6 protein-coding genes and 8 pseudogenes are annotated in these 14,478 nt (G+C 41.6%); 10 read left to right on the top strand and 4 right to left on the bottom strand.

What is annotated here, in order from left to right:
* Positions 1 to 14: 14 nt before the first annotated feature.
* The gene (locus G7Y90_RS14795; RefSeq protein WP_055123882.1) at positions 15 to 404 is read right to left on the bottom strand and encodes a hypothetical protein; all 390 of its coding nucleotides are present in this window, start codon (positions 402 to 404) and stop codon (positions 15 to 17) included.
* An 859-nt stretch (positions 405 to 1,263) separates the two neighbouring features.
* Here G7Y90_RS14795 and ccoN point away from each other — a divergent pair.
* The 6 genes and pseudogenes from ccoN to G7Y90_RS14830 all read left to right on the top strand — a co-directional run bounded on the left by ccoN (position 1,264) and on the right by G7Y90_RS14830 (position 7,500).
* Positions 1,264 to 2,740, top strand: a pseudogene (ccoN, locus tag G7Y90_RS14800) (cytochrome-c oxidase, cbb3-type subunit I).
* Positions 2,741 to 2,749: 9 nt separating this feature from the next.
* A pseudogene (ccoO, locus tag G7Y90_RS14805) lies at positions 2,750 to 3,383 on the top strand (cytochrome-c oxidase, cbb3-type subunit II).
* A complete protein-coding gene (locus G7Y90_RS14810) occupies positions 3,383 to 3,565 on the top strand; it encodes a CcoQ/FixQ family Cbb3-type cytochrome c oxidase assembly chaperone (RefSeq protein ID WP_010199605.1) in 183 nt (60 codons plus the stop codon). Before ccoO ends, G7Y90_RS14810 begins: the two are co-directional and overlap by 1 nt.
* A pseudogene (ccoP, locus tag G7Y90_RS19285) lies at positions 3,562 to 4,696 on the top strand (cytochrome-c oxidase, cbb3-type subunit III). The gene G7Y90_RS14810 and the pseudogene ccoP overlap by 4 nt, the downstream one beginning before the upstream one ends.
* A 478-nt stretch (positions 4,697 to 5,174) precedes the next feature.
* Positions 5,175 to 6,582, top strand: a pseudogene (ccoG, locus tag G7Y90_RS14825) (cytochrome c oxidase accessory protein CcoG).
* A 336-nt stretch (positions 6,583 to 6,918) separates the two neighbouring features.
* Positions 6,919 to 7,500 (top strand): FixH family protein, encoded by a 582-nt coding sequence (locus G7Y90_RS14830; RefSeq protein WP_087813718.1) that lies wholly within the window; start codon positions 6,919 to 6,921, stop codon positions 7,498 to 7,500.
* Positions 7,501 to 7,638: 138 nt separating this feature from the next.
* On the opposite strand, the pseudogene ttcA reads toward G7Y90_RS14830, so the two are convergent.
* Positions 7,639 to 8,785 (bottom strand): annotated as a pseudogene (gene ttcA / locus G7Y90_RS14835) (tRNA 2-thiocytidine(32) synthetase TtcA).
* 363 nt (positions 8,786 to 9,148) lie between these two features.
* Here ttcA and queC point away from each other — a divergent pair.
* Together queC and G7Y90_RS14845 are read left to right on the top strand one after the other, a co-directional pair.
* A pseudogene (gene queC, locus G7Y90_RS14840) lies at positions 9,149 to 9,918 on the top strand (7-cyano-7-deazaguanine synthase QueC).
* 235 nt (positions 9,919 to 10,153) lie between these two features.
* Positions 10,154 to 10,453: a hypothetical protein gene (locus tag G7Y90_RS14845; protein WP_250162769.1), complete on the top strand. Its 300-nt coding sequence runs from the start codon at positions 10,154 to 10,156 to the stop codon at positions 10,451 to 10,453.
* Positions 10,454 to 10,860: 407 nt separating this feature from the next.
* Here G7Y90_RS14845 and G7Y90_RS14850 read toward each other — a convergent pair whose 3' ends face one another.
* Together G7Y90_RS14850 and G7Y90_RS14855 are read right to left on the bottom strand one after the other, a co-directional pair.
* Positions 10,861 to 11,256 (bottom strand): hypothetical protein, encoded by a 396-nt coding sequence (locus tag G7Y90_RS14850; RefSeq protein WP_193007552.1) that lies wholly within the window; start codon positions 11,254 to 11,256, stop codon positions 10,861 to 10,863.
* Between the two features lie 176 nt (positions 11,257 to 11,432).
* A pseudogene (locus tag G7Y90_RS14855) lies at positions 11,433 to 11,961 on the bottom strand (transposase); the annotation flags it as partial.
* Positions 11,962 to 12,205: 244 nt separating this feature from the next.
* Here G7Y90_RS14855 and G7Y90_RS14860 point away from each other — a divergent pair.
* Positions 12,206 to 12,699: pseudogene (locus tag G7Y90_RS14860) on the top strand (peroxiredoxin); the annotation flags it as partial.
* Positions 12,700 to 12,892: 193 nt separating this feature from the next.
* The gene (locus G7Y90_RS14865; RefSeq protein WP_250162771.1) at positions 12,893 to 14,458 is read left to right on the top strand and encodes a dihydrolipoyl dehydrogenase; all 1,566 of its coding nucleotides are present in this window, start codon (positions 12,893 to 12,895) and stop codon (positions 14,456 to 14,458) included.
* Positions 14,459 to 14,478: the final 20 nt, after the last annotated feature.

The following is a 14,478-nucleotide window of genomic DNA, read 5'->3' on the forward strand; positions in this document are numbered from 1 at the left end:
CTGAAAATATGAAATTAAGCCATGGTCGTCATTGATTTGATACGAGTATATAGCTCTTTTTGTTCAGCACTTGGGCGTGCCGTTTGTACTGCCATCAGTTGTGACATATCGCCTTCAACGCGAATTTTACCACCCATAAAGGCACCCATAATTTCATTGGTATCGAAATCAGTGATAATTGATTGCAAGATACTGCGGTCAAGCAACAAGGTAGTTGTCGCGGCATCGTTCAAGCCGCGATGCAATAAACCGTTTGCAAAGTTCGCTTCGATGTCTTGCTCAGTGTCAGATACTTTTAGATTGACGATCATATTCGCCAGTGCTGGCGGCAAATTTAGCTCGCCTGCCTCATTACCCATTTGCTCAACTTGCTCAAACCACTCATCTGTCAAAAAAACTGCCATATTATTGTCCTTAATTGATGTTATTTCAGGCTACCGTTGTTTGGCTCACTCGCCTGACTGGATATCAAGTGATAAAATAGTTGCTCATAATAGCAGTATGAAAACTGCTATCATCACTTATATTTAGCCTCATTATAAGGGTCGACTTGCTGATAAGTAAAACTTATTTAGAGTGCTCATGCGGCCATTGTTACAAAAATGCTGCTGGTCATGATATCTAAGCGTAGTAATTACTGTCCCTCTATCACCAAAATGTATTCCTAGAATCGTGATAAAATTGGGTAAAATAGACAAATTGCATAGCTATAATAAGTTGCTTGCTAAGATTTTTACCAAAGAGTTTGTATTTTGCCGCATAGTTCTGATGATATTTGATTAGGATTGCGTTACAATACCCTTAAACAGAGTCGGGAGTTTTAACTAAACATTACGCAAACATGTTTTTTTGTCAGCCGCCGCTAGCATACGTCTATGGTCAGTACATTTTTATGGCCCTATGGATATTGGTATCTATCTTCATTAGTACAGAATTTTTGGTAATAATTAAGATAAATACTTCACCTCTTTAGATGTTTGATGCTCAAAAACGGCGCATCTTCTTATTCACCTTAATGATTTATTAACAATCCTACTATCGACCAGCTGTGAGTGTCGTGCGTTTAAAACGCCTTTATGCCTCAATACCAGCTGATACAAAGTGAAAGCTTAGATTGATAGTTAATAATATTATGGTGATAAGCGAGACAAAAAACAGCATGTGCCGCGATTCTATTTTTATCTGACTATTACTTTTATGATGCAGATAGCGCGGAGAGTTAGTTAATTCTGTTGATAATTCGGGCTGTAAAGGAATCATCCAATGAGTTTACAAAACACAGCAGTCGCCCCAGTTGACCGTGAGTACGAAATTACTATCGTAAGATTCTTTACGATAATGGCCGTGGTATGGGGCATCGTCGGCATGAGTATTGGTGTGTTCATTGCTTCACAGTTAGCATGGCCATCACTTAACTTTGACATTCCATGGCTGACATTTAGTCGTTTAAGACCGCTACATACCAATGCGGTCATTTTTGCGTTCGGGGCTCTGCCCTGTTCGCAACGTCTTACTATATGTTCAGCGCACCTGTAAGACAAGGTTATTTGCTCCTTATTTAGCTTGGTTTACCTTTTGGGGTTGGCAAGCCGTTATCGTATCAGCGGTTATTACCCTACCTTTAGGTTTAACATCGACCAAGGAATACGCTGAGCTTGAGTGGCCCATCGATATTTTGATTGCCTTGGTATGGATCTCTTATGCCATTGTTTTCTTCGGTACGCTCATCAAACGTAAAACCTCACATATTTATGTGGCTAACTGGTTCTTTGCAGCCTTATTATTACGATTGCATTACTGCATATCGTAAACAGCATGGCGATTCCTGTTAGCGCATTTAAGTCTTACTCGTTATTTGGCGGTGCGACCGATGCGATGGTGCAGTGGTGGTACGGACATAACGCGGTAGGTTTTTATCTAACGGCAGCTTTCTTAGGAATGATGTATTACTTCGTTCCAGTACAGATTGGTCGTCCTATTTATTCTTATCGTTTGTCTATCGTTCACTTTTGGGCACTTATTGCGTCATATATGTGGGCTGGTGGTCACCATTTGCATTATTCAGCGCTTCCAGATTGGACGCAGTCTCTAGCAATGGTATTCTCAATCATCCTGTTTGCGCCATCTTGGGGTGGTATGATTAACGGTGTGCTAACACTATCGGGCAGCTGGGATAAATTACGTACCGATCCGATCATTCGCTTTATGATTGTGGCATTGTCGTTCTATGCGATGTCGACGTTCGAAGGCCCGATGATGTCGATTAAGACAGTGAATGCGTTATCGCATAATACGGATTGGACAGTCGGTCACGTACACTCAGGTGCACTTGGTTGGGTAGGTATGATTACCATTGGTTCGCTATATGTACTGTTACCACGTATTTATAACAAACCTAAGATGTATTCTATCAGCTTAATCACCACGCATTTTTGGTTGGCGACAGCGGGTACTATTTTCTATATCGTATCTATGTGGATTTCAGGTATTGGCCAAGGCATGATGTGGCTGGCTACTAATCCAGACGGTACATTGGTATATAGCTTCGTTGATACAGTTGAGTTCTCACATTTCCCATATATTGGTCGTGCTTGGTGGCTTCTTGTATGTATCGGGTATGTTTGTGATGGCATATAACGTTTATAAGACACTTAAAATGCCAGAAGGTAAGCCTGTCGATATCGCAGATCCTACTGATCATGAACCTAGTGTTGATAAACCTTCAGCAGCTAACGTATAAGGAGCGATCATGTCTGGTACACCGCATGAAATTATTGAAAAAAATACAGGCTTGTTGGTTATCGGTATCGTTATTGCTATTAGCTTTGCAACGCTAGTTGAAATCGTACCATTGATATATGACAACAAGGGTCCTGAAGAAGGTGGGGTGAATGCTCCCCTGCCTCTATGGAGCCATGGACTGCACTAGAATTGAGGGTCGTGACATTATATTCGTGAAGGTTGTCACGTATGTCATACTCAGATGATTCGTCCACTACGTGCTGAAGTTGAACGTTATGGACCTTACTCACGTGCTGCTGAATCTACGTGGGATCACCCATTCTTATGGGGTTCAAAACGTACTGGACCTGATCTGGCAGTGTTGGCGGTCGTATTCTGAAGACTGGCAAAAGCAGCATTTAATTGCGCCACGTTCACTAGTACCTGAATCAGTAATGCCTGGTTTCCCGTGGCTTGCTACCAACGAAGTGAATGGTGAAAACGTTCAAACTAAAATGCGTCTATTCCGTGATCGCTTTGGTGTACCTTACACTGAAGAAGATATCGAAGGAGCACCAGATGCTGTACTTGGTGCCACTGAACTTGATGCTTTGGTTGCTTATCTACAGCAACTGGGCACCGCGATGGAAGGACAGCGCTAATGGGTATTGGTGAATTACAAACAATTGCGACCGTTTCTGCCTTTGTTGCCTTCGTAGGTGTTGCATGGTGGGCGTATTCGCCAAAAAACAAAAAACGCTTCGAAGAAGATGCACAACTTGCGCTTGATGACGAGGATATAAAATCTCTGTCTGAAGAGCAGCGCAATAAGGATAAACGATGACATTTTTTTGGAGTTCTTGGATTACCATACTAAGTATCATGTGTTGGGCTGCTATCCTCGGTGTCTTACTAATGGTATTGAAGTACAAGCCAGAACTAGAAGATGACGGTACGACAGGCCACGCTTATGATGGTATCAAAGAGTACGACAAGCCATTGCCTAAATGGTGGCTCGTGATATTTTTTGGCTCTATTGCTTGGGGTGTTGCCTATTGGGTATTTTTCCCAGGTATTTTCCCATCAAAATGGGAAGGTATTGCCACTGTAGAAGTCGATGGCGAAATTGTACCGTGGACCTCTAAGAACGAGCTATATAGCGAACTTGAGAGTAATAACAAAGTATTTACGGATAACTTTGAGAAAAATATTTTAGCAAAAGCGGATGCTAGTGGTGCGACAGAGACCTTAGCGGCACTTGCTGAGTTACAGGCAACGATGCGCCGCAGTGAAACACCACCAGCAGATCTGCAAGATCAAATTGACAAGAAAACTGCAGAACTATCCCCTTATGTAGAAAAGCTTTCAGAAAACCGGAATGCTTTAAAAGTTGGTAGTCGTTTGTTCTTACAGAACTGTGCGGTCTGTCATGGCTCTAACGCCAAAGGTGCGATAGGCTATCCAAATCTAACTGACAATGACTGGTTATATGGCGGAGAAGCGTCAAACATTTGACCACGCTACATAAGGTCGAGTTGGTGGTATGGCTGCATGGCGTGATCAAATCGGTGAAGATGGGGTACGTGCGGTATCTGAATACGTGCTATCAATATCTGGCAACCAACCTGGTTACGAGCTTGATAAAGCTCAAGTCGCTCAAGGTGAGGCCATCTTTAATGAGCCGACTAACTGTGTACTTTGTCATGGTGCAGATGCCAAAGGTATGACTTCTACTGGCGCGCCAAACTTGACAGATAACATTTGGTTATATGGTGGTGATCGTGAGACCATCCGCGAAACCTTACGTTATGGTCGTGCTGGTGTGATGCCTGAGTGGGAAACCAAACTGGGTAATGAGCGTATTATGCTACTTGCAGCTTATGTTTACTCATTATCAGATAAAACCCCTCAACCTGCTGCTAAAGCACCAACCGCTACTCAAATAGCAACCACTATAGAAACGACGGCTAACTAATAGTTAAAGATGGTTGTCATAGCATCAGTGGATAAGATTTGATAAAAGGAGAACTGTTATTGCAGTTCTCCTTTTTTTATAAATTCTTTGATGAGAATTTATCGACTGCTACCGCATTGTCAAAATTTGAGTAGCAAATGAAATGGAGTTTAATACTGCATAGAGCATGACCAATATATCGATCATTATGCTGATATATTGATTGGTTTTTAAGATTATTACCCCATTTATAATAGGGAGAATGCTAAAATGATAATACATAAAACCACTTATTAGTGGCGAATTTAGAAGATAGTCATCCATTCTCATTAAGCTATTTGCAATCGATCATTTGGTAGATGGGTTAAAATATTTTTCTGTTCAATATTTTATCCGCTACTTACTGACATTGATAACATCACACACTCATACATCTGATGATTAAAGATGTTTGTTCATCATGCCAGCAAACTGATTCTTTTTTAAAAGAGGCACGTTTATGTCAGCACCACAACCCAATAAAATCCCTGTACAGCAAATTGACCTTGATGCGACCAAGCATCGAGTTCACCCTAGGTTTGTCACCGGTTTTTATCAAAACATTCGTGTCGTCACGATGTATGCACTTTTAGCCGCTTTTCTGCTTTGCCGTGGTTACGTTATAATGGTAGGCAAGCAATATGGCTTGATGTTCCCTCGCAGCATTACTATATTTTTGGCATGACTTTTTTGACCCAAGATTTTTACTTCATTGCCGCCTTTGCGATTATTGCCGCATTCACTTTATTCATGGTGACTGTGTATGCGGGGCGTGTTTGGTGTGGCTATGCCTGCCCTCAGACGATTTGGACACATCTTTATCAATATGTTGAAAAATGGGTGATTGGCGATCGCAACAAACGTATCAAATTTGATAAAGAACCGATGAGTGCAAAAAAAGCCTTTAAACGTTCTTTGATATATTTTATTTGGTTGGTATTTTCAGTGATTACCGCGGCAACCTTTGTCAGTTATGTCGCTGGAACAGATTATTTATATCAAAGCTGGCAAACCATTGGTTTTATTCCTATTCCTGATTGGCCAACATGGGTATGGGTATCAATGTTTATCTTTACCTTTGCCACTTATGCCAATGCGGGCTACATGCGCGAGCAGATGTGCGTACAGATCTGTCCTTATGGTCGTTTTCAGAGCGTTATGTTTGATAAAGATACGTTGGTTGTGTCTTATGATTATGAACGTGGCGAACCTCGCGGGGCACGTAAAAAGGCACCCATCCTGAACATTTAGGGGATTGTATCGAATGTACCATGTGCGTACAGGTTTGTCCGACTGGGATTGATATTCGAGATGGCTTGCAAGTTGGTTGCATCCAATGTGCTGCTTGTATTGACGCTTGTAATGAAATTATGGATAAAGTCGGCTATCCACGTGGGCTTATCCGCTATACAACAGAACGACAGTTGTCAGAAAAAGAAAATACCCGCGTCATCAGTCCACGTCTATTTGCTTATTTAGCCGTTATTACTATTTTATGTGGTGGCGTTATTTATGCGTTGACGGACCGTGTACCCTTAGAGATTGATATTCGCCGTGACCGTAATCAGTTGTCTTCAGTGAATAATCAAGGCATGATTGAAAACAGCTATATCGTCAAGCTGACTAATAAGACACAAGAGCCGCATACCTATACAATAACCCTTGCTCCACAAGAAGGTTTGAGCTTGGAGCTGCGATTCAATGATGTACCATTAGAAGCAGGTGAAAGCTTTGATATGCCTGTGAGTATTTATGGCGATCCTAAGGTTATCGATTTTGAACAAACATCAGTGACCCTAAATGTGACCAGTGAAGATGGTCAGTATAAAGTCAGTAAACAAAACGTATTTACTACTCAAGGGCAGTAGGTTTTTATAAGCGATTGATAGCTTAGCTAGTGCGGGTCTTCATTTTAAAAGTGGTAATAAAAATGCAATAAATGACAGCCAAACTGGGAAAATAGTATAGATAATATCGTGCTATTAACCAGCTGTTTGACATAGTTTGGCAAAATTTAACCATTTTCCATTTAGGTGCTTTCATTCAGACTGAGGATGCGCCCTAGTATATATTCTATATTTCACCTGTGAGTCAGTGGCTAGCAGGTGGACGATTTATCATTAAACTGGCAGCTGTTTCGCTGTCAGTTTATCCATTGATACATATAGATATCTGATAAACAGATATCTGATTAATGGTATTTTATGTCTACTCCCGCATCAAATTTTAAGCATCAAGATACTCAGCCATGGTATAAGAATTACATGGTGGTTATTTTTGTTATTGGCATGCCAGCATTTGTCGTAGTGGCCTGTATCTTTTTTGTTTATTACTCTTATCAAATTCGGGATAGCGTGGTACGTGACGACTGGTATATGGATGGTAAGACGCTTTATCATGATGTGTCACGTGACAAATTGACTTATGACTTAGATTTGCACGGCGAAATGCAGTTTGCAGATAATGGTGATGTTGTATTCTATCTAAATTATCCTGAACAGAGTCTGCAATCAGGTAAACTGCTGAATGGCAATCCTCTGGCTTATCCTGAAAAACTAGATCTGTCTATCTCACATGCAACCGATATCAAAAAAGATCACGATGTCGTACTTCAACATGTCGAAGGCAATAAATACAGTGCGCAGGTAGATATAGATCCTTTAAAAGCAAAATATTATCTACAAGTAAGTAGCGATGGTAAAGATGACTGGCGTATGCAAGATGTGGCGAAATTACCACGTTCAAAAGTTAGCTTTGACCCATTACCTGTTTTTGCAGAAAGTTGATTTTACCAATCTTGCTATTATAAGCATGATTAATAATTGATTTATTAACACATAAAAAACCAGCCATTAGTAGATAATGAGCTGGTTTTTTATAGCCAATTTAAAGGTTTTAGCGATAGCTGGTTCAGTATAGAACCATCAAATAACCGGATTAATCGTTGGGATTTTTTGCGTGATACGATTATCTGCTGTCGCTTTATCTGATTCTGGCAGTTGCTGTTTATCACTCATAAACTTCGGATTGAACGCTTGAGTTTTTGGCGATACAGGTAAGCCAATTTCAGCCAAGCTCTCGGTCTGCCCTGCTTGGATGTTATCCCCTTCAAACAAACGCTCATTGTCACGATCAAGACTTAACTGCTCAAAATCAAACAATTCACGGTCTGCTAGTTGCGACGGTGCGACGTTTTGCATGGCTTTAAAAATAGAGGCCAACGCTGCGGATGAGCATTATCCCATTCCCGCAACATATCGTTGATAATGGCTCTTTGTAAGTTGGTTTGGCTGCCACATAAGTTGCATGGAATAATTGGAAATTCTTTTAAGCGAGCATATTCGATAATGTCTTTTTCTTCGACATAAGCCAATGGGCGAATAAGTAGGTTTTGCTTGTCATCACTGAGCAATTTCGGTGGCATCGATTTAAGAGTGCCGCCATGAAATAAATTCAAAAAGAAAGTCGCCAACATATCATCGCGATGATGACCCAGCGCAATTTTGGTTGCGCCAATCTGCTTAGCAAAACCGTATAACGAGCCGCGGCGCAGACGTGAACACGCCGAGCAATAAGTTTTGCCTTCTGGCACCACGCTCTTAACGATACTATAAGTATCTTTTTCTAAGATATAGTGAGCAATACCCTGCTCGTTCAGATACGCTGGCAAAATATCCTCAGGGTAACCGGGCTGCTTTTGATCGAGATTGACCGCGACGATTAATCGGCGCGATACGCTTGAGTAATAGTAAAATATCCAGCAAGGTATAGCTGTTTACCACCTGAAACACAGACCATGACCACATCGCCGTCTTCGATCATATTAAAATCACGAATCGCCCAAGAGACTTGTCTACGCAGCTTCTTTTGTAGCTTACGGAACTCTGCTGATTCAGTAGACGTTGACGGTGCAGCGGCGATACTGTCTTCATTTGTATGATCGTCAGCAACATCCTCATATTCCATACTATCACCATCAGTGTCCCAAGCATGATTATCCAAACCTGTATCAGCTGACATATCATCGATTTCAGGCGTAATTTTTGGCGTAAACAAGGTTGCTGCGGTCATAAGTTACTCATATCTTTACAAGGGAATTTTGCTAAAAAATGGAAGAATAAAGCCTTTAGCAAGGAGGTAATAGTACAGTGGCTCTAAAAGCAGCGATTATAACAAAATTTGCTAACAGATTGAAAAGATGAGAGTAAACTATCAGATTAAATATTCAGTTTTTATGGCTTAGCTCAGGGCATGCTGAACATTCGACCATAGCACTGCTGATAGCTCCATACTTTTATAAACAAATTTCTCTTTTGAGCTGATTAAGGTTTCATATCGTATTTATAATGGCTCCGTGGTTCTGTAATGAGCGTATTTTTGCTAAAATAGGCGTTTTTCGCAAACCCATTTCGCAAACCAATAATAGATACCACTATGACTAATGTTACTTCGCAAAGCGCCTCTAATAATCAAGCCTTCGATACCTTAAATGCTCTGCATAAAAGCCAAAATGCCGTTGTGCTACTGTCAGGCGGGCTTGATTCGGTGACTTGTTGTATTGGGCCAAGGCACGTTATGCGTCAGTGACTGCGGTCAGTTTTAATTATGGTCAACGCCACAATAGTGAGCTGGTCGCGGCAAAAGCCATCGCTGAGACTGCAGGGGTCAATCACAGAATCATTGATATTGATATCGCTCAGCTTGGTGGCTCTTCGCTGACAGATCACAGTATGATTGTTCCTGATGGCGATACGGATAAATTCCCTAATAAAAGCGTGATGAGATTGATAACGACGCTATTCCCAACAATGTGCCTGCGCGTAATACGATATTTTTGTCTTATGCACTAGCCGTTGCTGAAGTGACCGATGCCAATCATATCGTTATGGCGTCAGCTCAGTCGATTACTCAGGCTACCCCGACTGTCGTCCAGAGTATATGCCGCCTTCGAGCATATGGCCAATCTTGCCACCAAAGCAGGCGTTACCGGTCATCACTTATCCATTCAAACACCATTACAGCAACTGTCAAAAGCAAAAACCATTGAGCTTGGATTGTCATTGGGCGTCGATTATGGGCAAACCATATCTTGCTACCAAGCCGATGCACAAGGTCTTGCTTGCGGTGTATGTGACAGCTGTGCCTTACGCCGTCAAGGATTTGCTCAGGCGGGCATCACTGACCCAACCCATTATCAATCTTAGTGAATGATAGAATTGCACTTGCATGAAAGCGTGATAGCAATCAACATTAGCGAAACATTCGCTTGCATTAACACAGCACACCGCCGTTGTATTTTAACTCACATACTTGTTATGGTATGAGCGATTGCATTTATCACAAGATATAAGTAACCACATTAGTCAACGAACTATGAGTACTTTTGCTTGACTTTGAGTACAAAATTTAGAAAATTGATGTTACCCGTAAGAGGATATTTTGAAGTTGTTGCCATTATTACCCCTAGCTTTAGCTGCCATTTTTGTGATGCCACAAGCAAACGCTGCCGATATTAAGCAAAATAACATCAATACCTGCGTTAATGGTGCGGTCAAATATAAAGTCGCTGACAAAGGCGATGCGACCAAACTATGCAATTGCACTATTGGTGTGCGTAGCAACATGACCATCGGTCAGATGTGGGAAATTGAGAGCTATGCTCAAGACAAAAAGATCCTTCTGGACTGCCTTACGTCAAAAAAATGCAAAAAGATTTGCAGCAATGCACTGTTGGCTTAGATTTAAAACAGCCACAAAAACCAGCGTAATACACATCTCGTTTGATATACAAAAGACTGGCTATTGCCAGTCTTTTGTATATACCTAAACCATTGTTTTTATTACATATATATTAAACACTATATCTATTGGTAGCCATTTTTATAGTTACCTGTAGCTTTCTCTCCTTTTATAGCACTCCGAAAAACTCCCCTTATTTCATTCTCTTAACACTAGTAACCCCATCAAACTTCGTTAAGCAGCTCATATAATAATCTTCTATATCGTGATATTCAGTGAATAACCGATTATAGGTTTCATAGTGCATGCCTTTAGGTTTTCGATAAGGGTTTTCATGACACTTCAAACGCTTTCTTATTGCTTGCATACTTGCATCAGGTCGCTAGCACCGCTGCATAAGCTGTCGCTCAATGTGTGCTTAATTCCTTCAGCTCAATCCTCTTGAATGATACCGCCCTATCTGCTTTTGCTTCTGCACTGGACTGTGCCCAAGCTGCGTGTGCTTTTGCGTACGCTTCTGCCCTAGCTGCTTCTACTTTTACCCTAGCTGCTTTTTCTTCTGTCCTAGCTATTTCTGCTTTTGCAATGGCTGCGTTTGCTTTTGCAATGGCTGCGTCTGCTTTCGCGTATGCTTCTGCCCTAGCTACTTTTCCTGCTGCTTGTGCTTTTGCGTATGCTTCTGCACTAGATGGTTCGGCTGCAACCATGGCATATTCATTATTAGCACTTGCTATTCCCAAAGAACAAACTGTTAAAACTACAATGCCTGATATGAATGTGAATAAGTGGTTTAATGCTTTCATTGTATTGTTTACTCTCAGCTTCATTCAAATAAATCTACAATACACGATATCTAAATCATTAGGCAAGTTTGCTTCTTCCTGCCTCCTCATTGCTTGCATCGTTATTATGATAAAACTATCTTTCATTCGAGACATATACTCCTTTGCTCGTACTGTTCCATAAACTCCCCTTAACGTTCTTTACTTTCACTGTGAGCGGCTCTAACTAGTAGCTCGCAATGGTTATTATGTATCTGTTGGTCGCTGATATCACGATTGATCCAGTCGTAGTAGCTTGACGGCTTAATACTTAGTACACGGCACATAGAGACGATACTAAAACCTGTCTATTAGTTATAAAGGCATACCTTACTAGCCGTGCTTGGCGAAGTACGCCGTCGCCTCATTCGAGCATAGCTCTCATCTTGCATCGGGGCGAAACAGTGCTTCGCTTTATCCTTCCTCATTTAGTTCTCTCGTTCCTCTTCAGCCACTTTAAGCTGTCGTTTGAGGCGCTTGTTCTCTTCCATCACGGCCATAAGCTGTGGCGTACTGCTCAGTCCCTTCAAGCTTGCCTTGAGTGGCTTTGTTATGCCAGTTAGATAAGGTCTGCATGGCGATACCAAGCTGCTTTGCAGTCGCTGAAATATCCCCATCGTTGTCCGCTATCTTCTTGACGGCTTCAGCTTTGAATTCTGTGCTGTAAGTTCTGATTTTCTTAGTCATGGAAACTCCTCATCGAGTCGTTAGTTTACCAAGTTTAGGTGTACGGTTTCTTCAGCATAGCTCAGAATAAATAGAAGTGAAATATACTGGCTATTGCCAGTCTTTTTTGTTGTCAATACAGGCGCAAAGTTAAAACTGATTATGAATCGCTGCTAATCTGCTTATAATAAGAACACAGTATAGATACCAATCGACATAAGCACGAATTAAGTACTGACATAAACGAATATAAGGATTTTATAATGCAAAACCAACCACAGAAACCTAACCTTACCTGACTTTCCAGTGACGATAGTACGAAAGCTTGCAGGCAACTTTATCCATGATGAAATCAATCTCAAAGAGATGATTGCCAATACTGATAAAGGACTTATTTTGTACTTTTATCCAAAAGATAGTACGCCAGGCTGTACTACTCAAGCAACCGAATTTACTGCTCATCTCCATGAGTTTGATGATTTAGGCTATGACATTATTGGCGTCTCACGTGATAGTGTTGAATCTCACGAGAAATTCATCACCAAATATGATTTAAACATTGCCCTTATCAGCGATACTGATGAAAAACTATGCCAATACTTTGACGTTATTAAAGAAAAAAATATGTACGGCAAAATAACATTAGGGCTGGTCCGCTCAGCGTTCGTTTTTAACAAAGATGGCACGCTCACTCATGCTCAGCGAAATTTACGTGCCAAAGGCTACACTGAACGTTTGCTTGAAACCTTAGCACCTTAACCAATAAAACTAAGAGTCATAAAAAAGCATTTTAAAATAGACGCTAATAATCATTACGATAAACGCTGGATATCAGAGGCTGAAAGTCGTTTTTTAATAATTTTTTAGAGCAATCTCTTATCAGAGGAATCTCTTAAAAAAATCATCTAAAAAACAGCCCTGAATAATAAACATCTTATAACTTGAGAATCATATGAATAAACAATCCGATACTGCAGCGGATAACACAGCATCCAAAGCTACTCGCCAAGTATCTGTTGCCGTTATCGGTGCAGGTACTGCTGGGCAAAATGCTTTTCGTCAAGCCAGTAAAACCCATGATGATGTTGTTATTATTAACGACGGATTTTGGACGACCACTTGTATTGCGGTCGGCTGTATGCCAAGTAAATTATTGATTGCCGCCGCTGATCGCGCGTATGAAGCCAATCACTCTGCTGAATTTGGCGTCCATGCCACTGTCCAGATAGATGGCAAGCAAGTCATGCAACGCGTTCGGGACGAGCGTGCTCATTTTGCTAGCTACGTCAAAGCTCAAGTAGATAGCTGGCCTGATCACACAAAAATCTCAGGACGCGCTCATATCAATAACCGAGGATTCATTGAAGTCAATGATGTGCTGATTGCCGCTGACAAAATCATCATCGCCACGGGCAGCTCTCCATTTATCCCAGATGGCTGGGCAGATAAGCTTGGTGACGCCATGCTCACCTCTGATACGATCTTTGAACTCACAAATTTACCAAAAACAATGGCCGTCGTCGGTACAGGTGCTATCGGATTAGAGCTTGCGCAAGCCTTTAACCGCTTAGGCGTAGAAGTAACTTTGTTTAATCGTGTCAAACGTGTTGCAGGTCTCAAAGACGATGATATCAATAACAAAGCTATCGATTGCTTAAGCTGCGAATTGACTATGCATTTGGGCAGCAAAATCAGTGATGTCGGCGTGCAAACAGCCACGAATAATGACCATTCAGCCGCATTCATTGATTATGAAGACAGTGCTGGAGAGTCGCAACAATGGCAAGGTGAGTATGTACTGGTTGCGACCGGTCGCCGCAATAATATCAAACCGCTGGGAGTCGAACATTTAGGCGTTGAGCTTGACGACAAAGACCGTCCAAAGCACTTGAATAAAAAAACAGGTCAGATTGGTGATTTAGATGTCTATATCGTTGGTGATGCCAACGCCAACCTTCCACTATTGCATGTGGCCAGTGATGAAGGCTATAGCGCTGGAAGTATGGTCTGCGAGAATGAAGACGCCGCTCATATTCGCCCGCCCGCCACGCCCTTCTCGATTGTTTTTTGTTCACCACAAATCGTTAACGTCGGCATGTCTCTACCAGACATTCAACAGGATACAAACTTAGAATATGTCATCGGTAGCGTCAGCTTCGACAATCAAGGCCGTAGTCGCGTGATGGGCGTCAACTGTGGCCTGCTACATATCTATGGCTGTAAAAAAACTGATAGAATCTTAGGCGCTAGTATGGTGGGTCCTGATGCCGAGTATATCGGACACATTTTAGCGGCAGCGATTACCAATGATTTGAGTGTTAAGGCCATGCTCGATACGCCTTTTTATCATCCTACGATATTAGAGGGCTTACGTACCGCGTTACGCGATGTTCAACACAAAATGGCAATACCTTATCAGTACCAAGACACACGGAAGATAGCTTTTAAGCATCAGCTCAGCTACACTTTCAAAACAAGGATGTGTCGTATTAATCATCACTCATGTTGTGTTTGGTAGCACTGACGACTTGAGGTACT

It is taken from the genome of Psychrobacter sp. WY6 (genome assembly GCF_018448495.1).
GTDB lineage: Bacteria > Pseudomonadota > Gammaproteobacteria > Pseudomonadales > Moraxellaceae > Psychrobacter.